Annotated in this window: 21 protein-coding genes; 12 read left to right on the forward strand and 9 right to left on the reverse strand. The window is 36.3% G+C overall.

Annotated features, from left to right (window positions below; genetic code table 11):
• Genes bshB1 through HQN83_RS21730 form a run of 3 tightly spaced genes read right to left on the reverse strand, consistent with a single transcriptional unit; the run spans nucleotide 1 to nucleotide 1,844 of the window.
• On the reverse strand, nucleotides 1-717 hold the full coding sequence (gene bshB1, locus HQN83_RS21720; protein WP_173093305.1) for a bacillithiol biosynthesis deacetylase BshB1: 717 nt from the start codon (nucleotides 715-717) through the stop codon (nucleotides 1-3).
• Nucleotides 718-744: 27 nt separating this feature from the next.
• A complete protein-coding gene (locus HQN83_RS21725; protein WP_173093307.1) occupies nucleotides 745-1,221 on the reverse strand; it encodes a glutathione peroxidase in 477 nt (158 codons plus the stop codon).
• A 5-nt stretch (nucleotides 1,222-1,226) separates the two neighbouring features.
• Nucleotides 1,227-1,844, reverse strand: coding sequence for a DUF4294 domain-containing protein (locus HQN83_RS21730; protein ID WP_173093309.1), 618 nt, complete (start codon nucleotides 1,842-1,844; stop codon nucleotides 1,227-1,229).
• A gap of 315 nt (nucleotides 1,845-2,159) precedes the next feature.
• Between HQN83_RS21730 and HQN83_RS21735 the strand changes: the two genes are divergently transcribed.
• The 4 genes from HQN83_RS21735 to HQN83_RS21750 all read left to right on the forward strand — a co-directional run bounded on the left by HQN83_RS21735 (nucleotide 2,160) and on the right by HQN83_RS21750 (nucleotide 7,583).
• Entirely contained in the window at nucleotides 2,160-4,367 is a 2,208-nt protein-coding gene (locus HQN83_RS21735) for a RelA/SpoT family protein (RefSeq protein WP_173093311.1), read from the forward strand.
• Nucleotides 4,368-4,430: 63 nt separating this feature from the next.
• Nucleotides 4,431-4,922: a Fur family transcriptional regulator gene (locus HQN83_RS21740; protein ID WP_173093313.1), complete on the forward strand. Its 492-nt coding sequence runs from the start codon at nucleotides 4,431-4,433 to the stop codon at nucleotides 4,920-4,922.
• 37 nt (nucleotides 4,923-4,959) lie between these two features.
• The gene (locus tag HQN83_RS21745) at nucleotides 4,960-6,237 is read left to right on the forward strand and encodes an adenylosuccinate synthase (RefSeq protein WP_173093315.1); all 1,278 of its coding nucleotides are present in this window, start codon (nucleotides 4,960-4,962) and stop codon (nucleotides 6,235-6,237) included.
• Between the two features lie 92 nt (nucleotides 6,238-6,329).
• Complete coding sequence (locus HQN83_RS21750; protein ID WP_173093317.1) at nucleotides 6,330-7,583, forward strand: anthranilate synthase component I family protein; 1,254 nt, start codon at nucleotides 6,330-6,332, stop codon at nucleotides 7,581-7,583.
• Between the two features lie 365 nt (nucleotides 7,584-7,948).
• Here HQN83_RS21750 and HQN83_RS21755 read toward each other — a convergent pair whose 3' ends face one another.
• The 4 genes from HQN83_RS21755 to HQN83_RS21770 are packed head-to-tail and all read right to left on the reverse strand — an operon-like array spanning nucleotide 7,949 to nucleotide 10,711.
• Complete coding sequence (locus HQN83_RS21755) at nucleotides 7,949-8,776, reverse strand: M48 family metallopeptidase (RefSeq protein WP_173093319.1); 828 nt, start codon at nucleotides 8,774-8,776, stop codon at nucleotides 7,949-7,951.
• Nucleotides 8,777-8,786: 10 nt separating this feature from the next.
• On the reverse strand, nucleotides 8,787-9,437 hold the full coding sequence (gene plsY, locus HQN83_RS21760) for a glycerol-3-phosphate 1-O-acyltransferase PlsY (RefSeq protein WP_173093321.1): 651 nt from the start codon (nucleotides 9,435-9,437) through the stop codon (nucleotides 8,787-8,789).
• A 3-nt stretch (nucleotides 9,438-9,440) separates the two neighbouring features.
• A complete protein-coding gene (gene nadC, locus HQN83_RS21765; RefSeq protein ID WP_173093323.1) occupies nucleotides 9,441-10,283 on the reverse strand; it encodes a carboxylating nicotinate-nucleotide diphosphorylase in 843 nt (280 codons plus the stop codon).
• Between the two features lie 35 nt (nucleotides 10,284-10,318).
• On the reverse strand, nucleotides 10,319-10,711 hold the full coding sequence (locus tag HQN83_RS21770; protein WP_173093325.1) for a DUF4783 domain-containing protein: 393 nt from the start codon (nucleotides 10,709-10,711) through the stop codon (nucleotides 10,319-10,321).
• Between the two features lie 212 nt (nucleotides 10,712-10,923).
• Here HQN83_RS21770 and gpmI point away from each other — a divergent pair, with 212 nt between their 5' ends.
• Both gpmI and HQN83_RS21780 read left to right on the forward strand, forming a co-directional pair.
• On the forward strand, nucleotides 10,924-12,444 hold the full coding sequence (gpmI, locus tag HQN83_RS21775; protein ID WP_173093327.1) for a 2,3-bisphosphoglycerate-independent phosphoglycerate mutase: 1,521 nt from the start codon (nucleotides 10,924-10,926) through the stop codon (nucleotides 12,442-12,444).
• On the forward strand, nucleotides 12,444-12,974 hold the full coding sequence (locus HQN83_RS21780) for a hypothetical protein (protein WP_173093329.1): 531 nt from the start codon (nucleotides 12,444-12,446) through the stop codon (nucleotides 12,972-12,974). The genes gpmI and HQN83_RS21780 overlap by 1 nt, the downstream gene beginning before the upstream one ends.
• 210 nt (nucleotides 12,975-13,184) lie before the next feature.
• Here HQN83_RS21780 and HQN83_RS21785 read toward each other — a convergent pair whose 3' ends face one another.
• Nucleotides 13,185-13,811, reverse strand: coding sequence for a tetratricopeptide repeat protein (locus HQN83_RS21785; protein WP_173093331.1), 627 nt, complete (start codon nucleotides 13,809-13,811; stop codon nucleotides 13,185-13,187).
• Nucleotides 13,812-14,130: 319 nt separating this feature from the next.
• Here HQN83_RS21785 and lon point away from each other — a divergent pair, with 319 nt between their 5' ends.
• The 3 genes from lon (at nucleotide 14,131) to HQN83_RS21800 (ending at nucleotide 18,161) form a co-directional block, all read left to right on the forward strand.
• Nucleotides 14,131-16,602, forward strand: coding sequence for an endopeptidase La (gene lon, locus HQN83_RS21790; protein WP_173093333.1), 2,472 nt, complete (start codon nucleotides 14,131-14,133; stop codon nucleotides 16,600-16,602).
• 41 nt (nucleotides 16,603-16,643) lie between these two features.
• Nucleotides 16,644-17,144, forward strand: coding sequence for a hypothetical protein (locus HQN83_RS21795; protein WP_173093335.1), 501 nt, complete (start codon nucleotides 16,644-16,646; stop codon nucleotides 17,142-17,144).
• A gap of 63 nt (nucleotides 17,145-17,207) precedes the next feature.
• The gene (locus HQN83_RS21800; RefSeq protein WP_173093337.1) at nucleotides 17,208-18,161 is read left to right on the forward strand and encodes a lipid A deacylase LpxR family protein; all 954 of its coding nucleotides are present in this window, start codon (nucleotides 17,208-17,210) and stop codon (nucleotides 18,159-18,161) included.
• 3 nt (nucleotides 18,162-18,164) lie between these two features.
• On the opposite strand, the gene arfB is transcribed toward HQN83_RS21800, so the two are convergent.
• Nucleotides 18,165-18,575: an alternative ribosome rescue aminoacyl-tRNA hydrolase ArfB gene (gene arfB, locus HQN83_RS21805; RefSeq protein WP_173093339.1), complete on the reverse strand. Its 411-nt coding sequence runs from the start codon at nucleotides 18,573-18,575 to the stop codon at nucleotides 18,165-18,167.
• A 91-nt stretch (nucleotides 18,576-18,666) separates the two neighbouring features.
• Here arfB and cmk point away from each other — a divergent pair, with 91 nt between their 5' ends.
• From cmk to HQN83_RS21820, 3 genes are all read left to right on the forward strand, one after another.
• Nucleotides 18,667-19,347 (forward strand): (d)CMP kinase, encoded by a 681-nt coding sequence (cmk, locus tag HQN83_RS21810; RefSeq protein WP_173093341.1) that lies wholly within the window; start codon nucleotides 18,667-18,669, stop codon nucleotides 19,345-19,347.
• 165 nt (nucleotides 19,348-19,512) lie between these two features.
• Nucleotides 19,513-20,679: an efflux RND transporter periplasmic adaptor subunit gene (locus HQN83_RS21815; protein ID WP_173093343.1), complete on the forward strand. Its 1,167-nt coding sequence runs from the start codon at nucleotides 19,513-19,515 to the stop codon at nucleotides 20,677-20,679.
• Nucleotides 20,680-20,724: 45 nt separating this feature from the next.
• Nucleotides 20,725-23,901: an efflux RND transporter permease subunit gene (locus tag HQN83_RS21820; protein WP_173093344.1), complete on the forward strand. Its 3,177-nt coding sequence runs from the start codon at nucleotides 20,725-20,727 to the stop codon at nucleotides 23,899-23,901.
• Nucleotides 23,902-23,906 lie beyond the last annotated feature (5 nt).

The following is a 23,906-nucleotide window of genomic DNA, read 5'->3' on the forward strand; positions in this document are numbered from 1 at the left end:
TTAGATCAGATCAAAAAGGCTGTTTACTCCTAAAAGTTTGCGACAGGTAAAACCTTCGGCATAGGTTGTTCCTATAGACTTACCAAACTCACGCGATCTGCCAATTACACTTTCAAAGAAATCCGGAGAAGAAATATAAGTATCAGGCCCATCCAATTCCGGATTAAAGAATTGAGTTTTAAATGCTTTTATTGAGGCCAGTTTAGTTTCAATAAATGGGGTAATATCTATAATAACATCTGGTTTGATATAGCGATCCTGAATGTATTGAAGCTGCAATCTAGGGCGCCAGGCTTGTTGCTGCACTCCGTCAAATTCGGTACTTATTTTTGGTAGGCCTGAAAGGAAACAAGCATCATTTGCCAAATCTCCAGCCCTGCCATGATCAGGATGCCTATCATGCAAAGCATTGGTTAATATAATTTCAGGCTGATACTTGCGGATCATTTTGATGACTTCAATCTGATGCTCTTCATCATTTTTAAAGAATCCATCTTTAAATCTTAAATTCTCACGGGCATGTATACCTAGTATTTTTGCCGAATCGGCAGCTTCCTCATCCCGTGTTTCTGCTGTACCACGTGTACCTAATTCTCCTCTGGTAAAATCAACTATTCCTACTTTTTTACCTAGGGCGATGTGTTTGGCTATAGTTCCTGAACATCCTAATTCTGCGTCGTCGGGATGAACGGCAAGCACCAATATATCTAACTTCATGATGTATTTAGTTTATAAAATATTGCCCTAAAGCAATTTCTGTATTTTCTTTTTTATTTTAGATGAAAGCGGAGTTGTAAATGGAAAAAAATAATCTACCACCTCTCCGTCTTTATTGATCAAATACTTGTGAAAATTCCATCTGGGGGTCGATTTCTGAGTCAGAAATTTAAAAAGTGGATGTGCATGGGTTCCACGAATCATGATTTTATCGAATACAGGAAACTGCACACCATGGTTAACCTCGCAAAAAGTATCTATTTCTTTGCCTTCCAAGGGCTCTTGTCTGCCAAAATCATTTGATGGAAAAGCGAGCACCTCAAAACCTTGAGCCTTATACTCATCTCTTAGTGTCTGTAATTCTTTCAACTGAGGAGCAAAACCACAGCCTGAAGCAATATTTACAACCAGAAGTACTTTATCTTTATAATCGGAAAGATTTTTATCGGATCCATTAATCAGTTTTGCTTTAAATTGGTGTATGCTTTTGGAATTATCAGCCATAGGTTCTATTGATAAAACCCGGAAGAAACAATGATGGATTCGATATCTCTATCTTCCTGTGGGTTATATGTACTTTTTAAATTATGTCCTACTACTCTTGCAACAGATTGATAAAGAAAGGCAGTAAATCCTCCTTTAGTTTCTTTTACAATATCGTATGTAGTTCTGCCCAGTTCGCGATCAACCAGTTTGGTAAGTATTTGTCCCTGGGTTATGGTCAATTCTTTTATTTCTCTGTTAAACATGTCTTTAATTTCTTTATCACATTGTTTAACCAGTTTTTTCTGTTCTTTTTTCTCTGTTGTTAAGGCCAAATCCTTTTCCAACTGCTCATATCTTTGTTTAGCATACAGTGCATAAGGCATAACCTTCATTACATTATATCTTAATCTGCTATAGGCAGCACGCTCGGCTGGGGTTTTGAATATCCTTACCCCATAAATAACCACCTCCTGAAGCGGTATCCATGGTATCATTTCACCATTATCATTGGTGCCCGCAACACGAATTGTATCATTTTTTCCAAGTACAGGCATTTTTATAGTAACGCCATTAACCTGCGCCTTGGCTTGGGCAGCGCTAATAATGACAATTAACAGAATAAATAACCTATAAAATTTCATAAATTTATACCCCTATAAAGGTAAAGCTAATTTATATTTTAGTTTTCATTTTCAACTCTAATATAATCTTTTAACGATAAAGAGCCATATTTTTTACGTAAATAATACAATACCTGCCAAATAATGACAAACTAAAATTTGGAAGAATTATTGCTCATATTAGTTACATCTTTATAAAAAACTTATATTGATGAAAGGGAGCGTAATCAACTGAGCAAGCCAGCTCAGCCGTTAATTACCAACAACTAGTAGAAAAGCAATAAAAATGAGCTCTGTAGCTGGCAGAATTCATAACCACCGAAAAAAGAAACACGAATGAAAAACGCTTTAGTGATTGATTTAGAAGCAGAAAAGCAAGAGATCTTAAAAAGATACAGGGCACTGTTACGCGCCTGCAAGCCGACACTTCAAAGGGGAGATAAAAAGGAGATCAGAAAAGCATTTGACATGGCCCTCGAAAGCCATAAAAACATGCGTAGAAAATCTGGAGAACCATATATTTATCATCCTATTGCCGTGGCTCAGATTGCAGCAGAAGAAATTGGACTAGGAACCACCTCCATTGTATGTGCATTACTTCACGATGTAGTAGAAGACACAGACATTACTCTTGAAGATATTGAGCGTGAGTTTGGGAAGAAAACAGCAAAAATTATTGATGGGTTAACTAAAATATCTGGCGTATTTGACTACAACAGTTCTTTACAGGCAGAGAATTTCAGAAAAATGCTGCTTACGCTTGCCGATGACGTAAGGGTAATTTTAATTAAACTAGCTGATAGACTGCACAATATGCGGACTATGGATTTTATGCCAAGGCAAAAGCAATTAAAAATCGCATCTGAAACCATTTACCTCTATGCTCCTCTTGCGCATAGATTGGGTTTATACGCCATTAAATCGGAGTTGGAAGATCTTTCAATGAAATATCTTGAGCCGGACACTTATAAGTACATCGCAACTCAGTTAAATGAGAAAAAAGCTGAACGAACTTTATTCATAAAAAGGTTTGTTGAACCGATTAATGAAATTTTGGCAGAACAAGGTTTAACAGCAGACATTTACGGCAGACCGAAATCTATCCATTCCATCTGGAATAAAATGAAGAGCAAAAACATTCCTTTTGAGGAGGTTTATGATCTTTTTGCCATCAGAATTATATTAGACAGTGCCCCAGAGCATGAGAAAGCAGATTGCTGGAAGGCCTACTCTATTGTAACGGATCTTTACCGCCCTAATCCTGACAGGTTGCGCGACTGGGTTTCTTCACCAAAAGGAAATGGTTACGAATCATTACACACTACTGTTATGGGACCTAAAGGTCAGTGGGTAGAAGTGCAAATCCGTACTCAACGAATGAATGAAATTGCAGAGAAAGGATTTGCTGCGCACTGGAAATATAAAGAGTCGAGTAACGACAATGGTCTGGATCAATGGATCATGAAGGTTAGGGAGATGCTTAATAATCCTGAAGCGAATGCATTAGATTTTCTGGACGATTTTAAGATGAATTTGTTCTCTGATGAGATCTTTATTTTCACTCCTAAAGGTGCCTTGTTACAGTTACCACTTGGTGCAACGGCACTTGATTTTGCTTTTGAGATACACACCGATGTAGGTGCCAAATGTATTGGTGCTAAGGTGAATCATAAACTTGTACCACTTTCGTACAAGCTTCAAAATGGCGATCAGGTAGAGATTATTACCTCTAGCAAGCAAACACCGAAAGAAGATTGGTTAAATATTGTTGTAACAGCCAAGGCTAAGTCTAAAATAAAATCTTCGCTAAAAGAAGAGAAAAGAAAAATAGCTGATTTAGGTAAAGAAACTTTAGAGCGTAAGCTTAAATCTTTAAAAATCACCTATAATACCGACAATCTAAACAAGCTTACCTATTTCTTTAAGCTACAATCTACTCAAGAGCTTTTTATAGCAGTTGCAAATGGTAAAATTGAGGTAAAAGACCTAAAAGATTACCTGGCAAGTGAGAAAGAGATTGAAAATAGAGGCGCTGACAAAAATGATCACCAAAAAATTGAGACCCTACTTAACAAGATAAAAGGCCCTGGATCTGACACCTTGTTGATTGGAGAAGACTTGCAAAAAATAGACTATACTTTGGCTGCTTGTTGCAATCCGATACCTGGAGACGATGTTTTTGGTTTTGTAACTGTTAATGAAGGCATTAAAATACACCGTACAAATTGTCCGAATGCAGCTCAATTAATGGCCAACTACGGATACAGGGTAGTAAAAGCAAAATGGAATAAACAACAAGAGCTTACATTCTTAACCGGTTTGCATATTATTGGTATTGATGATGTGGGGTTAATTAACAATATTACAAAAGTTATCTCTAATGATTTTAAGGTAAACATGCGTTCTATCACCGTAGATACCGATAATGGTATTTTTGACGGGTCTATAATGATCTTTGTAAATGATAAGGAGCACTTAGACAACCTGATCGAAAACCTGCTTCGTGTGAAAGGCGTAACGGGAGTTACACGCTTTGATGCCTAAAATTGCTAAAAAATCATAGAGTTTTATATAAAAAATGGTACCTTTGAAAGGAGTTTAAAAACTATGTCTACAAACCACAACAGCGAGTTGGTAAGAAAGATTTTCGAAGCCTATCTCGAAAATAAAAGCCTGAGAAAAACACCGGAGCGTTTTGCCATCTTAGAAGAAATTTATTCAAGAGATGATCATTTCGATGTAGAGACCCTCTATATCCATATGAAAAACCAAAAATACCGTGTTAGTAGGGCTACAGTATACAATACTTTAGAGTTATTGGTTTCATGTGATTTGGTTACCAAACATCAGTTTGGCAAAAACATGGCTCAGTTTGAAAAATCATACGGTTATCATCAACATGATCACATTATCTGTATTGATTGCGGTAAAGTTGTAGAATTCTGCGACCCACGTATTCATCAGATTCAGAGTATGGTTGGCGAATTGTTAAAATTCGAGATCAAACACCACTCTTTAAACCTTTATGGCGTTTGCTTCGATTGCTCTGCTAAGGCATCAATGGAAACTCAGAATGCCAGTATTAAACATGCAAGTTAAAATTCAATTATTATATTTCCATTTTTAAATTTAAATAATGACGCAAGTAGACGTGCTTCTTGGCCTGCAATGGGGCGACGAAGGCAAGGGTAAAATTGTTGATGTATTAAGTCCACAATATGATTTGATAGCTCGTTTCCAAGGCGGTCCGAACGCTGGACATACTTTAGAGTTTGATGGTAAAAAATTTGTTTTAAATACCATACCATCAGGTATTTTTAACGAAAAAACAATGAATCTAATCGGAAATGGTGTGGTTATAGACCCTATCATTTTAAAAAGAGAATTAGATAACTTACAAAAAGCCGGTCATGATCCGGTAGCAAAAGGCAAACTTGTTATTGCGCGTAAGGCACACTTAATTTTACCTACTCACCAATTGTTGGATGCAGCAAATGAGCAAAAAATGGGTAAGGATAAAATTGGTTCAACTTTAAAAGGAATTGGCCCAACTTATATGGATAAAACAGGCCGTAATGGCTTGAGAGTTGGTGATACTACTCTTCCTGACTTTAAAGAGCGTTACAATAAATTGGTTGAGAAACATAAAGAGATGCTTTCTCATTATAATTTCGAATACGACCTTACTGAAAAAGAAGCCGCTTTCTTTGAAGCAATTGAATTCATTAAAAACATTCCTCATGTTGACAGTGAGCATTTTGTTAACGGATATTTAAAAGAAGGAAAAACTGTTCTTGCTGAAGGTGCACAAGGTACTTTGTTAGATGTTGACTTTGGATCTTATCCTTTTGTAACTTCTTCTAACACTACTACCGCTGGTGCTTGTACTGGTTTAGGTATTGCTCCTAATAAAGTTGGAAGCGTTTACGGTATTTTTAAAGCTTATTGCACAAGAGTTGGTGGTGGCCCGTTCCCTACTGAACTTGATGATGAGGTTGGAGAAACTTTACGTCAGGTTGGTCACGAATTTGGTGCAACAACTGGTCGTGCCCGTCGTTGTGGATGGATAGATCTTCCGGCACTTAAATATGCAATTATGCTTAATGGTGTTACTGAGTTAATTATGATGAAAGCTGACGTATTAGATGGTTTTGATACCATTTATGCTTGCACACATTATGAGCACAACGGAGAAACCATTGATTATATGCCGTATGATATTATCACAGTAAAACCTACTCCAGTTTTAAAAGCTATTGAAGGTTGGAAAACTGATGTAACTAAAGTAAGTAAAGTTGAAGAAATTCCTTCGCAACTTAGTGACTACATCGCTTTCTTAGAAAAAGAACTTGAAGTTCCAGTGAAATATCTTTCTGTTGGACCAGATAGAGTTCAAACACTTATTTTAAACTAATTTCTCTGAAATACAAATGAAAAAAGCGACTAATAGTCGCTTTTTTCATTTGTGCTATTCTGATCCAGAATCTATACATTTGCACTAATAAAATGAAAGTACAGGATTTAGGTTCGTTTAAACAAAAAGCACTACAATGGGCTAACACATTTGATGTTTGCTGTTGTTATGAATCAAATAGTTATCCCGATGCTTATGGAAAATTTGATTTTCTATTGGCAGTTGGTGTTAAAGACTCAATCAATCTTAAGTACGGTTCCGCTTTTGATGCGCTAAAAATCTTCTATAATATCCAGAAAAACTGGATGTTCGGACTATTGAGTTATGACCTCAAAAACGAAGTTGAAAAACTAAGTTCTAATAATGCTGACGGCCTTAATTTTCCAGATCTGTTTTTCTTTGTCCCTCAGTATTTAATTGCAGTGGTTGATGGAGAGATTCAAATAATTCTTGGAGAAGAAACCGTATTAAATCACATTGAAGCACTCAGCATCAAAAATACAGCCCGCCACTCTGCTATTAAAATTGAAAGTAAAATATCAAGAGAACTTTACATCAAAACTGTTGAACAACTACAGGAACATATTGTAAGGGGCGATATATATGAGGTAAATTTCTGTCAGGAGTTTTTTGCTGAACATGCTCACATAGATCCGCTAAATATTTATAACAAATTAAAAAAGGTATCCCCCACTCCATTCTCTGGTTTTTTTAAGATAAATGATCAGTACATATTATCGGCAAGTCCTGAGAGATTTCTTTGTAAAAGAGGAAATAAACTAATTACACAACCAATTAAAGGAACAGCGAAAAGAAGCAACAACGCTAAAGAAGATGAGCTTATAAGGCTCCATTTACAAAATGATGCTAAAGAACAAGCTGAAAACGTAATGATTGTTGACCTTGTGAGAAACGACTTAACCAAAAGTGCTGTAAAAGGTAGCGTCCTTGTCGAAGAACTTTTTGGCATATATGGTTTCCCTCAGGTCTATCAAATGATATCAACTGTTACTTGTCAGTTAGATCATGAGGTACATTTTATAGATGCAATAAGAAATGCTTTCCCAATGGGCTCAATGACCGGAGCGCCTAAAATTAAAGCTATGGAATTAATTGAGGCGTATGAATTTAGTAGTCGTGGTGCCTATTCAGGAACATTTGGGTATATCACTCCTGAGGGAGATTTCGATTTTAATGTGATCATCAGAAGTATATTATATCAATCATCTTCAAGATACCTTTCTTTTCAGGTTGGTGGAGCGATAACATATGCATCAAACGCTGCAAGTGAATATGAAGAGTGCATGCTTAAAGCATCAGCGATAATGCAAACGCTTGAAAACTAAACGAGTACATTTGCTACGCACTTATATTTTTCATATATTTAATTCTTGAAATCAATAAGAACGAATTGAGATTGTAATTAAATTGGAAATGCAACCTATTTAAATTCTTATTATATGAGTTATGCGTCGTAAAAAGGCGCAGTCATCGACCTAAAATATAGTCGTCTCTAACACCACCTTTAAACGCACCTTGTTCGGACCTCGTTCGACCAGGGCCGAACAAATGCCGAACAACATAGGTAGAAAGTACGACGCAGCTTTCGAACCCAAAAAAATTCCATAAAAAAAGTGATAGTGAAATTTATCACTACCACTTCTGATTATTTTTTTAATGCTACACGCTCAAAAGAGGAGCATAATCAAATTTATTTTATTGGTTTCCCTGTTGTAGATTTAAAATATTTCTGAGCTTCAGGAATGATTCTTTGTATCTGAGCTATCCTGGTTGCGTCACTAGGGTGAGTACTTAAAAATTCAGGTGGTTTCTGGCTACCTTGAGCGGCCGCAGCCATTCTTTGCCAGAAAGCAATTGCACTTTGAGGATTGTATCCTGCCATTGCCATAAATATAAGCCCCATCCTATCGGCTTCAAGCTCTTGATTACGAGAATAGTTAAGCATCACTAAAGGTGTACCCACTCCATACAAAGTATTGAATATCGACTGCGTTTTTGAATTTTTTGATAACGCTACATTTCCGGCAGCTCCTATTCCCTGAGTAACCATTTGCTGCGACATGCGTTCCGCTGAGTGGCCTGCAATAGCGTGAGCAATCTCGTGCCCCATTACTGTTGCTAAACCTGCATCATCTTGTGTAACCGGCAATAATCCTGTATAAACTACAATTTTACCTCCAGGCATACACCAGGCATTCATTTCTTTATTTTCTACAACATTTACTTCCCATTTATAGTCCTTAATTAAATCTGCATAGCCATTATTATTCATATAGCTTTTTACGGATAGTATAAGGCTATTTCCAATACGCTTAACGCGCTGGGCCTGGGCATTGGTTGTTGGTAAAACGGCTGTTTTATTTTCAGTAAGGAATTCATTATATGCCTGAAAAGCCATTGGTAATACCTGATCGTCGCTCACTAAATTTAACCTGCTCCTACCTGTTAACGGAACGGTAGAGCATGAGGAAAAGGCCAGCCCAATTGCGGTTACCCCTATTATTAATATCTTTTTCATTAGGTTAAGGTTAGTTAATTTGTCTTTTTTTAAACAGATATACTTTGGATTCTTTGCCTTTGAGTAGTCGTTCCAGGTTCTTTTGGTGAGTAACCAGAATAAGTATACAAACGCACATACCATACAAAACCTCTGACTTTACCGATGAATGTATGATAAATACGATACTCAAAGGAAAGGTAAACCCTGCACAGATAGAACTTAAAGAAACATATTTAGTTGCCAGTAATACTACTACAAATACAAGAACACAAAACATTGCTGCCGTAAAGTTAACTGCCAAAATCATTCCAAAAAGAGTTGCTACACCTTTACCTCCCCTGAATCCGGCGAATATTGGAAACAAATGCCCCATAACCGCCGTAACACCCAAGGCGAGTTCATAATTAATAAATTGAGAAGAATTTTGAGGGCCGGTAACGGACAGACCTATAAAGTATGCAAGCTTAGTTGCAGTGTAACCTTTTGCAATATCAATTGTCATTACAGCGATACCTGCTTTTTTACCCAGTACCCTGAATGTGTTGGTTGCACCTGCATTACCACTTCCATATTCCCTTACGTCTACGCCGTAAAATGCCTGACCAAGCCAAACTGCTGTTGGTATAGAACCAAACAGGTAGGCTAAAAGAACTGCCGAAATAGAATAGATGGAAATCATAACCTAAAAGGCTTTTAAACTCATGTCTAAACTCTTAACAGAATGGGTTAATGCTCCCATAGAAATAAAATCTACTCCACAGGCAGCATATTCAGCAACATTTTCTTCAGTAATTCCGCCAGAGGCTTCTGTAATATACTTACCGTCAATTAATTTAACAGCCTGTTTAAGGTTATCAAAAGTAAAATTATCCAGCATAATTCTATTTACATTGCCACTTTGAAGTACCTCGTTCAACTCTGATAGATTCCTAACCTCAATCTCTATATCAAGATCTTTATTTTTGTCTTTTAGATATTGATTTGCAGAATTAATGGCATTTGTAATACCTCCAGCATAGTCAACATGATTGTCTTTTATTAAAATCATATCATATAAACCGATACGATGATTTACTCCGCCACCAATTCTAACTGCCCATTTCTCTAAATATCTTAATCCGGGGGTAGTTTTCCTTGTATCTAAAAGCTTTGTTTTATAATTACCTAAAAGAGCTACTACTTGATTGGTTTTTGTTGCAATACCACTCATGCGCTGCATACAGTTTAAAACCAAACGTTCAGCAAGTAAGATAGAATGTGTACTACCTGATACCGTTAAAACAATATCTCCGTACTTTACCGCAGCACCGTCATTGATAAATACTTCTATTTCTAATCTAGGGTCAATATGACTGAAGATTTGCAATGCCAACTCTACTCCGGCAACTATCCCATCTTCTTTAATTAGCAGTTTTGCTTTCCCCTGAGCATTTGCCGGTATGGTAGATAATGAGGTATGATCTCCATCTCCTAAATCTTCAGCAATTGCGTTCTTTATAAATTGATCTATGATTTGCTTATCCAAAACTTAAATTTAAACCCAAAAATAGCATTTTACAACTATTTCTCAGTCTCAATTCTCAATTCAGTAATAAAAAAAGCATTGCCAGCCTTTTTCATTGTTATGGAAACCCTGAAAGTTCCGTTCTTTGTTACAAGAGAAAGCGCTCCGTATCTGTAATTAGGATTGGTATTTAACCTATGAATTACAGCTGATTTTAGTGGTATATATTTTGTAAAAAAACTTCTTAATATCTGTTCGGCTTGTGCTTTTGAATATACATCTTCATCATCAATTATAATTAAATCGACAGATGGAGAAAAATTTGCGGCTATTTCTTTTGAATTACCGGCTTTAAAATGGGCCGATAGGCCGTCAATAATATCGCCTTGTTTAGCAGCAAAAGAGGAAAAGTGCACAAAAAATATAAGTAATGAAAGTAGGGGCTTCATAATCTCTAAATAGCTAATACTTATTAATGCACATAAACTATGCCATTTATAGTACAAAAATGACTTATAATACAAACGCCACTTTATACATACGAGTAAAATACATTGACATGTTCTTGTAAAAACAGACAAATATTAATATGAATTTTAATTAGGTTCTAAAAAAAGATACAATAGACTTATCTTTGTTAATAAACGAAAAGTAGACAATAATGAATAATAAGAAACTAGTATTACTTATCCTTGATGGCTGGGGTTATGGAAAAAAAGACGAATCTGATGCTGCTTATGCCGCTAATACCCCATTCTTTGATTCTCTATTAGAAAATTACCCAAACTCAAAGCTTGAGGCTTCGGGAGAAGCTGTTGGTTTACCAGCCGGACAAATGGGAAACTCGGAAGTTGGACACATGAACTTAGGTGCCGGACGCGTAGTGTATCAGGAACTGGGAAGAATCAACAAAGCAATAAGCGACAGAACATTACATCAGAATGAGATTTTACTAGATGCTTTTAATTATGCTAAAAACAACAATAAGAAAGTTCATTTTATAGGTCTTGTTTCAGATGGTGGTGTTCACGCTCATATTAATCATTTAAAGGCATTATGTGATGCTGCTACCGAGCAAGGGCTGAAAGATGTGTTTGTACATGCTTTTTTAGATGGTAGAGATACAGATCCTAATTCAGGACTAAACTTTATAAAAGACCTTAACCACCACTTAGAAACTTCTTCGGCGAAAATAGCCAGCTTAATTGGTCGCTATTACGCAATGGACAGGGATTCTAGATGGGAAAGAGTTAAGCTTGCATATGACCTGATGACAAAAGGAATAGGTGAATCTGCAAGTGACCCGGCTTTAGCGATAGAGCAATCATATAAAGATGGTATAACAGATGAATTTATTAAACCTGTAGTAGTTACAAATACTGATGGTTCGCCGGTTGCAACTATACAACCTGATGATGTGGTAATCTGTTTCAATTACAGAACAGACCGAGGAAGAGAAATTACTTCTGTTTTAAGTCAGGCTGATTACCCAGATTTTGGAATGCATAAATTACCATTGTACTATGTAACGATGACAACTTATGATGAAAGCTTCAACAATGTAAAAGTTATGTTTACTAAAGATGATCTTTCTCAAACTCTTGGCGAAGTATTAGAAAAAAATCATAAAAACCAAATCAGAATTGCTGAGACAGAAAAGTATCCTCACGTAACTTTCTTCTTTTCAGGCGGTAGAGAACAAGAGTTCGAAAATGAAAAACGAATCCTTATTCCATCTCCAAAAGTAGCAACTTATGATTTACAGCCTGAAATGAGTGCTGCAGGTATTACAGAAGCAATTTGTAAAGAATTGGAGACTGGCTGGCCTGATTTTGTTTGCTTAAACTTTGCTAATCCTGATATGGTAGGCCACACCGGCGTATTTGATGCCGTTGTTAAGGCTGTTGAAACAGCCGATAGTTGTGCCGAAATTGTAGTGAATAAAGGAATTGAAAATGGATATTCGTTTATTATACTAGCCGATCATGGTAACTCTGAGTATATGGTAAATGGTGATGGATCCGTTAACACTGCTCATACAACCAACCTTGTTCCTTGTATTTTAATCGATAAAGATTTTAAATCTGTTGCAGATGGTAAACTAGGTGACATCGCCCCTACTATTTTACAAATTTTAGGTATCCAAAAACCAGAAATCATGACTGGAAACAGTTTAGTATAATGAGAAACACAATCTTATTATTTTGCATTCTTTTGTTTTTTATCAGTTGTAGTGATTCAGCTGATAAAAAACAAAAGAATGATCTTACTTATTTTGATGTTAAAGGTTATTTTGAAAAAGAAGCTGCAAGGCTTACAAAAACAAATCCTTTAATCAACAAAGCTGTAAATGTAAACGGCGAGGGAGAAAGCAAATCCATGAAAATCGCAGACTGGAAAAAGGAATTAATGCTTTTTTCTGACGCTGATATTAACAGAGCTTCATGGAAAGGTTTATTTCAACTGAAAAAATCAGAAGACCTTGAACGTTATACCTCAAATAATGAAAAAGTACCTGTAAAGGAGCTATTGGTTTTCTATAAAAAAGACAAGGTGTCTGGATTTAAATTTCTAATAAAGAATACAAATTCCTTATACGCCTCCGTTGACACTTTAACCTACTACCCCGATAGCTTGTACCAGATAAAGAAGATGCAGAATATTAAGTTGCTATCTGAAAAGACTTATACAGTTACAGGGACTTTCAAATAATAAAAAAGAGCACTTATCATAAGCTGTCGTCATTCTGAATTTATTTCAGAATCTCGCACAAGCAAAACTTTTTTTCTCTTGAGGGATTCTGAAATAAATTCAGAATGACGAACATCCCGGCAAAACGTTAAAAAGCAATGACGAGCTTAATAAAAAAGAGGGTGATCATTACTTATGATACACCCTCTTTTTTATTAAGTTATACTGCTATTATTTCAAACTAGTTACCTGAGCTTTTACATAATCTATCAGAGATATAATGTCTTTACGTTGTGGTTGCACCAATAATATCTTTTGAAAATCTGCAACTGAATTATTAAACAAAGCAACACAAGCCTTTTTCTCTACTGATTTTTTGATCTTATAAGATTTATAAATCCCATAATCTTTAAAGGCAAGTCCTCTATTCTGTAACAACTGAGGATCTTCTTCCCCATTTATCTCTATAGCTTTTGAGAAATCTTTGATCGCAGCAAGATAAAAGCTCTCTCTCATCTGATTTAATGATTCCTTAGGGTCATTTGCAACATTTAATCTCGCTTTACCTCTATAATAGTATGCAGAATAGTCTGAAGGTTTTAAAGTTATAAAACGACTATATGTATTTATTGCATTTTCAAAATCACCACACTGATAGTACGAGTAACCCAACATTTTTAGAACATTAGAATTATTAGGGTCTTTTGTATCGGCTTTTTCTAACTGAGCTACGGCTCCCTTATAATCGCCTTTAAGCCATGCTTGCATACCTAACTTGTCGTAGTTATTGTTTTGCGCAATACTGCTGTTGGCTGAAATAACGAGTAATACCAGAATTGTTTGCTTGAAATAGTTCATTAAATTTTATTAAAAAATAAATATATTTAGTTTTATTCAATACCCTAACAAATTTTAAAACATTTTTTCCCCAGGGACCTCAGAATTTACAATAGGCAACTATCATACCATTTACAAATATGTTATAGTTAACGTTAAATAAGTAAAATTATGATAACTCACCAAATTATTATTTTTTACCTGACTTTTTAACATAGAAAACAACTTATCTAAGTTTTGGCACAGGAGTTGAAATTATGGCTATTCAATATAATTAATAATTCCGCAAGCGACATGCTGTCAGATTGTCGTTTTTTTAAATTTTAAGAAGGACTATTTAATGAGTAAACAAGATCAGTTTGATTTTAGCAATGCACTACCTATCATAAATGAGGATACGGAGTTCTTTCCATTGATGTCTCAACAAGACGAAGATGAGATGAACAATGAAGAAACACCAGAGATCCTGCCAATACTCCCACTTAGAAACACAGTTTTATTTCCAGGTGTGGTTATCCCTATTACTGTAGGAAGAGATAAATCAATTAAATTAATAAAAGAAGCTTATAAAGGAGATCGGATTATTGGAGTTGTTTCGCAACGAGATGTTTCAATAGAAGACCCGACCTTTGAACAATTAAATAGTGTAGGTACAGTTGCCCACATTATTAAAATGCTTCAAATGCCTGATGGGAATACGACTGTAATTATCCAGGGTAAACAACGCTTTAGATTAATTGAAGAGGTTCAATCTGAACCTTATATTAAGGTAACTATCAATAAGTTTACAGAGGCTAAGCATAAAAGTGATAAAGAGTTTAAAGCCCTTGTTGCTTCTATTAAAGAGATGTCGAGCCAGATTATACAACTGTCTCCGAACATCCCAAGCGAGGCCGGAATTGCATTAAAAAACATTGAGAGTACTTCTTTCCTGATTAACTTCATATCATCTAACATGAATGCAGATGTGGCTGACAAGCAAAAAATGCTTGAAATGACCAACCTGCGTGAACGTGCGATGATGGTAATGGAACTGTTAACACTAGAGCTTCAAATGTTGGAGCTTAAAAACCAGATCCAATCTAAGGTAAGAACAGACCTTGATAAACAGCAAAGAGATTATTTCCTGAATCAGCAATTAAAAACCATACAGGAAGAACTGGGTGGTAATTCTTCAGATCTGGAGTATGAAGCGCTGCAAGTACGTGCTAAAAAGAAAAAATGGGCTTCGCAAATTGAAAGTCATTTCAATAAAGAGCTTGAGAAATTAGGTAGAATGAACCCTGCTGCGCCAGATTATTCTGTTCAGATTAACTATCTTGAACTGCTTCTGGATTTACCTTGGAATGATTTCACCAAGGATAATTTTGACCTAAAACGTGCACAACGCATTTTAGACAAAGATCATTTTGGCCTGGAAAAAGTAAAACAGAGAATCATTGAGTATTTAGCTGTACTAAAGCTTAAACGTGATATGAAAGCTCCTATCATTTGCTTAGTTGGCCCTCCGGGAGTTGGTAAAACATCGTTAGGAAAATCAATTGCAAAGGCTTTAAACAGGAAATATGTTCGTATGGCTCTAGGTGGCATACGTGATGAAGCAGAAATTCGCGGACATAGAAAAACCTATATCGGTGCAATGCCCGGCAGAATAATACAATCTATTAAAAAAGCAGGTGCAGCTAATCCCGTATTTGTTTTAGATGAGATTGATAAAGTAGGATCTGACTTTAGAGGGGATCCTTCATCTGCACTTTTAGAAGTATTGGATCCTGAGCAAAACAATGCATTTAATGATCATTACGTTGAGGCAGACTATGACCTGTCGAACGTACTTTTTATTGCAACTGCTAACTCTTTAAGTTCTATACAGCCAGCCTTATTGGATCGTATGGAGATCATTGAGGTGAATGGTTATACTATTGAAGAAAAAATAGAAATTGCCAAGAAGTATTTACTTCCAAAACAGAAAGAACAACATGGCATTAAATCAAAAGATATTACTTTAAAGAGTAATTTAATTGAAAAGGTAATTGAAGATTATACCCGTGAGTCAGGAGTTCGTGGTTTAGAGAAAAAAATCGGTTCCCTTGTACGTGGTGTGGCAACAAAAATTGCCATGGATGAAGCTTATGAACCTAATTTAAGTACTGAAGATGTTGAGCGCATACTTGGTGCTCCAATTTACGATAAGGACTTATACGAAGGCAATGAAGTTGCAGGTGTAGTGACAGGATTAGCTTGGACTCAGGTTGGTGGCGATATTTTGTTTATAGAGGCAAGTTTAAGTCCTGGAAAAGGAAAACTAACGCTAACCGGTAATCTTGGTGAAGTAATGAAAGAGTCTGCCATTATAGCATTAGCTTACTTAAGAGCCCATGCTGAGTTATTCGACATCGATCATTTATTGTTTGACCAGTGGGATATCCATGTTCACGTTCCTGCAGGAGCAACTCCTAAAGATGGGCCATCAGCTGGTATAACGATGTTAACAGCGTTAACCTCTGCATTTACTCAACGTAAAGTAAAACCTAATCTGGCTATGACCGGGGAGATTACATTACGTGGCAAAGTTTTACCTGTTGGAGGAATAAAGGAAAAGATACTTGCGGCAAAAAGAGCAAACATTAAAGATGTTATTCTGTGCAAATCAAACAAGAAAGATATACTGGAGATTAAAGAGAGCTATATTAAAGACCTTAACTTTCATTATGTATCTGAAATGAAAGAAGTAATTGATATTGCATTAACTAAGGAAAAGGTTAAAAACCCTCAAAATCTTAGTGTTAAACCAAGCCCAATTGCCAACTAATCATTTTTTGTTTAATATTGCGGTCAAACAAACTATTTAAGATGAAGAGAAATACCCTACTACTGACCATCCTGTTTTTAACAATAGGATTCGGTAGTGTTTTTGCACAGGAAAGTGATCCTGCAGTAAAGCGAGCACAAAACATTTTTATTGAATTAGGCGGACAAGGCCTAACATTTACCGCAAATTATGATTCTCGTTTCACCAACAATAGAGACGGACTAGGTGGAAGAGCTGGTATAGGTTACTACTCTCAGGATGGAGATAAAATAACAACGGTACCACTTTCCCTAAATTATTTGATGGGAAAAGGGAATAAGTTTTTTGAAATGGGCTTAGGTGCAACTTTTATCTCAACAAGCGGTAATAGTGAAGTTTTGTTCAATAAAAATGAAAGTAATGTAATTGGAACACTAAGTTTCTTTTATAGGGTACAACCCGCGGATGGTGGCTTTTCATTTAGAGCAGGCTTGAGTCCTGTCTTTAGTAAAGACTTTTTTCTACCATATTATGGCGGACTTAGTTTAGGATATACATTTTAGTCATTAAGTACTATATTAGACTCCGGTAATTTATACCGGAGTTTTTTTTTATACAACCAACAAATGAACAGCAAATCCATTCTCCTATTTTCAATCCTTTCTATATTAACATTCGGTGCTTCTGCTCAAACCTATAAAAATGAGTTTGGCTTTAAAAGTGACAATGACTCTTACCTTGCTCAAGGCTCAGATCGTTATTACACTAATGGTTTATTTATTGATTATCGCAGAGCGATGGATCAGAGTAAACTAAAAACCGGATTAGAAAAGAAAATCTATGAGATATCTGTCGGACAAAAAATGTACAACCCTATTTCAGGCTATGCACCAGACCCTGCAAAACAAGACAGACCATTTGCAGGATATTTATATGTTGGTGGGGCCTTAAGTTGGTTTCACAGTAATGAGAGCGTGTTGAAAACAAGTGTAGAAATAGGTACCACAGGCCCTAATTCATTAGCTGAAGATGGTCAGGAACTATTACATAATACAGTGGGCTTTTATGAACTTGATGGTTGGCAATATCAAATTAAGAACGAAATGGCGGTAAATCTATCCGCTCAATATACTAAGCTATTACACCGTGCATCAAGTAATGCAATAGATTTTTCATTTGATGGTTATGCAAACGTAGGTACTACATTTAGTGGTGCCGGTGCTGGAATTCTATTTAGGGCAGGAGGTATTAACCAGTTGTTCAATTCAGCCTATACAAATGCTGTAATTGGGAATAATGCAAAAACAAAGGCATTAGTAAAAAGAGAGATTTTCTTTTATGCCAAGCCACAATTAAACTTTGTTGCATATGATGCCACAGTTCAAGGAAGCATGTTTAACAACGATAGTCCGGTTACATTTGGCGTAAAACCCATTGTTTTTGCTCAACAGGTAGGATTCAATTACAGTTCTCAACGTTTTACATTTGATTTTGGAATGCTATTTAAAACAAAAGAAATCAAAAGTTCAGCTAAAGCACACCAATTCGGATCGATTAGCATGTTTTACCGGTTTAATTAGAAATTAGTCAAACTGCGGACGCCTTCTGTTTTCTTTTTTAGTCGCCTTTATTTGTTTATCGGCTAATCTTTTTCTGATTACTGATTTAGGGATCTTAGTGGGTTTTCTATCTTTCTGAATATGAAGTGCTGATTTCAGCAATGCAATTAACTTAATAATAGTTCGCTCTTTATTCATCAACTGACTACGATCTTCTTGCGAAACAATATGGAGGTTACCTTCCTGATCTAATCTATGTGCCAATCTCTCATTTAAAAGCGCTTTTTCGTCATCATTTAAGAAAGGAACCGAATTGATATTTAAAATTAATTCGACCTTACTTGAAACCTTGTTTACGTTTTGCCCACCCTTACCTCCACTTCGGGAAGTTTTAAATAGTACAACCTTAACAATATCTTCTTTATTGGGTATCATATGGCAAAAGTAAATATTTCTGCTACCACCATTTTAATTTATTGGAAATTTTGATAGAAAATCATTCTTCAAAATATTACCTTTGTTGCATATGAGAAAAAACCTGGTTATAGCAATTGACGGCTATTCTTCTTGTGGAAAAAGTACTCTTGCAAAGGCTTTGGCAAAAAAACTAGGTTTTATCTATATTGACAGTGGTTCTATGTACCGAGCTGTTACATTATTCTTTATTCGCAATCAAGTTGACATTAGTAACCCTGAAGCAGTACAAGATGCTCTTCAGCACATCGAATTAAACTTCCACTCTAGGGATTACGAATCTCACATCACTTTAAATGGAGAAGAAGTTTCTGAGGAAGTTAGACAAATGCCTGTTTCTGAAAGAGTGAGTGAGGTTTCTGCGAATAAGCTTGTGCGTAAAGAAATGGTAAAACAGCAACAACGCATGGGAAAATCTAAGAATATTGTAATGGATGGCCGAGATATAGGCACCACAGTATTTGCTGATGCACAGGTAAAGTTCTTTATGACTGCTGACCCTAAAATCAGGGCCGAACGCCGTTTCAAAGAATTACAAAGTAAGGGCGACACTACAACTTCACTTGAAGATGTTTTTGAAAATCTTGCACACAGGGACTATGCTGATACTACTCGTGCTGAGAGCCCACTAACCCGGGCTGAGGATGCCATTATTCTGGATAATACTGAATTGACGCAGGAAGAGCAACTAAATTTTGCCCTTGAGCAGGCCCATCAGCATTTACCCGTCTGATTTTTTTGACCCTAGCCAAATAATTAATCACTTCATTACTTTTCTGCAAAGCTTTAGTTACAAAAGCTCAGGTAGCTTAAACATTACATTTTGATGTTTTATCTATTTTAAAGTATCAATAATTTCGCAACCCGATAGTTAATATCCTAAAAAACTGCTACAACAATGAAAACAAAGATCCAATCTATTTACTTTTTATTACCAATTTTATTTATCATTAGTTCTTGTGGAAGTAATGATAAGAAAAAGGATGCCGGAGCTGCAAATCAGGTACAGGCCTACCCTGTTGTTGCATTAGCAGCTCAATCTACCACTCTTGAAACAGATTATCCTGCTACAATTGAAGGCATCCAAAATGTAGACATCAGACCAAAAGTTGATGGCTTTATTGAAAAAATTTACGTTGATGAAGGTGCAGTAGTAAAGAAAGGCCAACAGCTTTTTAGTATTAATGCTCCACAATATGAACAATTGGTTAGAACTGCAGCCGCAGCAATCAGCAGTGCTGAAGCGGATGTAAATGCTGCCGAATTGCAAGTAAACAAAACAAAACCGCTAGTAGAAAAGGACATCATTAGCAAGTATGACCTCGACGCAGCGCAACTTACTCTTCAAAGTAGAAAAGCGGCATTGGCACAAGCTAAAGCAGAACTGGTTAATGCGAAAGTAAACCTTGGTTACACTACAATTACTAGCCCTGTTGATGGTGTAATTGGCAGTATTCCTTTTAAAACTGGTAGTTTGGTAAGCGGCACTAGTGCTCAACCACTAACTACAGTATCAAACATTTCAAAGGTTTATGCCTATTTCTCTTTAAATGAGAAGCAGCTTTTAGATTTTTCAAGAAACTTTAAAGGTGCAACTCTTGAAGCTCAGATGAAAAATATTCCGGCTGTATCATTAGTATTAGCAGATGGAAGCGCATATGCTGAGAATGGAAAAATTGAGTCAATTAATGGCTTAATAAACACTAACACAGGATCAGCAAGCTTGAGAGCTACATTTTCAAACCCGAGTAAACTTCTGAGAAGCGGTGCTAGCGCATCAGTACGAATCCCTCAACATCTGGAGAATGTAATTCTTATCCCTCAAAAATCTACTACAGATTTGCAAGGTAAAAAGTTTGTATTTGTTGTTGATGCAAAAGGAATCATCAAAAACACTGAAATCGAGATCATGGAAATTGCAAAAGGTAATTTCTATGTAGTAACCAAAGGTCTTAACGCCGGAGATAAGATTGTCCTCGAAGGTTTCCAATCATTAAAAGATGGTGGGGAGATTAAACCGGAAGAGAAAAGTGCAGATTCAGTATTCGCTGATCTTAAAAAATAAATAACAGTTTATCCAATCCGACAATAGTCGGTTGAAACAGAATATATGTTTAAGAAATTTATAGAGAGACCTGTTCTATCAACAGTTATATCAATTATAATTGTAATATTAGGGGTACTGGGTTTAATTACTTTACCTGTATCTCAATATCCAGAAATTGCCCCACCAACTGTCCAGGTATCTGCTTCCTATCAGGGCGCTAATGCTGACGTTGTAATGAACAGTGTTGTTGTTCCACTAGAAGAACAAATTAACGGTGTTGAGGATATGACTTACATGACCTCAACAGCTAGTAATGATGGTACTGCTACAATTACTGTAAACTTTAAACTGGGTACAAATCCGGATCTTGCAGCAGTAAACGTTCAGAATCGTGTATCAAGGGCAACTAGTTTGTTACCAGCAGAAGTTACACGCTCCGGAGTAATTACAGCAAAGAAGCAAGCAAGTAACGTTTTGATATTTGGTATTTATAGTGATAATCCATCCTATGACCAAACTTTCCTTCAAAACTACTCCAATATCAATTTGATCCCTCAAATTAAGCGTATCAATGGAGTTGGTGATGCCACTGCTTTTGGTTTAATGGATTATACCATGCGTATCTGGCTCAAACCAGAGATAATGGCAACTTATGGTTTAGTACCAAATGACATTAACGTAGCCCTTGCAGAACAAAACGTTGAGGCAGCGCCAGGCCAGTTTGGAGAGCAGGGTAACCAATCTTTCCAATACACTCTAAAATATTCAGGACGCTTAAAAAATGAAAGCGAGTTTAGTAATATCATTATCAGAACTGCGGCTAATGGCCAGGTTCTACGACTTAAAGATATTGCCCGAATTGAATTGGGAGCTCAAAGTTATGCCAGTTCTGTACGTTTTGATGGTAAACCTGCATTAGGTATCGCCATAAATCAAACCGCTGGATCTAATGCAAAAGATGTTATTGAAGGTGCAATAAAGGTTTTGGATGACGCATCAGTTAATTTCCCTAAAGGTGTTCATTATGCACCACTTGTAAACGTTAATGATTTCCTTGATGCATCAATTGAAAAAGTAATACATACGCTGGTTGAAGCATTTATACTTGTATTTTTAGTTGTATTTATATTCCTTCAGGATTTCCGTTCAACTTTAATTCCTGCAATTAGTGTTCCGGTAGCTATTATTGGTACATTCTTTTTCTTAAACCTTTTTGGTTTTACTATAAACTTGTTAACGCTATTTGCTCTCGTACTAGCCATTGGTATTGTTGTTGATGATGCGATTGTGGTAGTTGAAGCCGTGCACGCCAAGCTCGACCATGGCTATAAATCAGCAAAGAAAGCTACCATCGATGCCATGGAAGATATTACAGGTGCAATTATATCCATTACCTTGGTTATGGCTGCTGTATTTATTCCTGTAAGTTTTATTCAGGGCTCTTCGGGTGTATTCTATAAGCAATTTGGTTTAACACTAGCTATTGCCATCATACTATCAGCAATTAATGCATTAACATTAAGTCCAGCTCTTTGTGCGCTGTTCTTAAAACCGCATGAAGAAGATCATGATAAGAAGAAAAGCTTCCTGCAAAAATTCTATGTAGGATTTAATACATCATTTGACATGATGACCAACAGATACAAGAGATCTGTTAAATTTCTTGCAAGGAGGAAATGGATTGCTGGTTTAGGAATAGCTGTTTTCACCGTTGTTTTAGTTTGGACAATGAATACCACTCCAAAAGGATTTGTTCCTAATGAGGATTTGGGCACCATTATGTCTGATATTTCGTTGCCAGCTTCTACATCGCAAGAGCGCACTAATGAGGTTATTGCACAAATTGATAGTATTGTACATTCTATTCCAGAGGTTAAAAACTCAATTAGAGTAGTTGGTAGAAGTATGATCAGTGGATCAGGTAGTTCTTATGGCATGGTAATTTCACGACTTAAACCATGGAATGAAAGAACCCGTGATGTGAAACAGATTATCGGTGAATTATTTGGTAAAACTGCAGGTATCAAAGGTGCCAAAGTTATTTTCTTTGCTCCACCGACAATACAGGGTTTTGGTACAAGTGGTGGTTTTGAGTTCCAATTACAAGATAAAACAGGTGGAGATATTAATAAGTTTAATGCTGTAGGGAACGAGTTTTTAGCTGCGCTTAGTAAACGACCTGAAATTCAATATGCGTCTACATCTTTTAATCCAAACTTCCCACAATACCAAATTGATGTGAATGTTGCCACTGTAAAACAAGCGGGGCTAACTGTTACTGATGTTTTAAGTGTTTTACAAGGTTATTATGGTGGTGTTTATGCATCAAACTTTAATAAATACGGAAAGCAATACCGCGTAATGTTCCAGGCTGATGCTCAATACAGAGCAAACCAGGCTAGTTTAAATAACATATATGTAAGAAATGCGAGTGGAAAAATGGCACCTGTAAGTGAGTTCATAACCTTAACAAAGGTTTACGGCCCTCAGGCAATTTCCCGTTTTAACTTGTTTACCTCTATTGCAGTAACCGGAAATCCAAATAATGGATACAGCTCTGGTGATGCATTGAAAGCAGTACAAGAAGAAGCTGCAATACACTTGCCGGTTGGTTATGGTTACGAATTCTCAGGTTTATCTCGCGAGGAGATGTCGAGCGGTAGTCAAACCATTTTTATATTCCTGCTTTGCGTTGTGTTTGTTTACTTCTTGCTTTGTGCTCAATACGAGAGTTACATATTACCACTAGCAGTTCTAATCTCTCTTCCTATTGGATTGGCAGGTGTATTTATTTTTGATAAGATCTTCGGAATCGACAACAATATTTATACTCAAATTACCCTAATCATGCTTGTGGGGCTACTCGCAAAAAATGCAATTTTGATTGTCGAGTTTGCAGTAGACAGGAGAAGAAAAGGGATGAGCATTGTAAATTCCGCTATTAACGGAGCAACTGCACGTCTACGACCTATTTTAATGACTTCGTTTGCCTTTATCCTTGGGTTATTACCTTTAATGCTATCAACAGGAGTTGGTGCTGCAGGTAATAAATCTATTGGTACAGGTGCTGTCGGTGGTATGCTTATAGGAACGATATTTGGAATATTTGTTATCCCTGCATTATTTATCATTTTCCAGACTCTACAAGAAAAGGTAAGCAACAAATCTCCTTTTGAGGAGGGTATTGTTAAAGAACAAGGAGAACTTGATTTCCCGGCAATAGATACCCGTGAACACTAAAATTA

The organism is Pedobacter foliorum (assembly GCF_013266735.1).
GTDB lineage: Bacteria > Bacteroidota > Bacteroidia > Sphingobacteriales > Sphingobacteriaceae > Pedobacter > Pedobacter foliorum.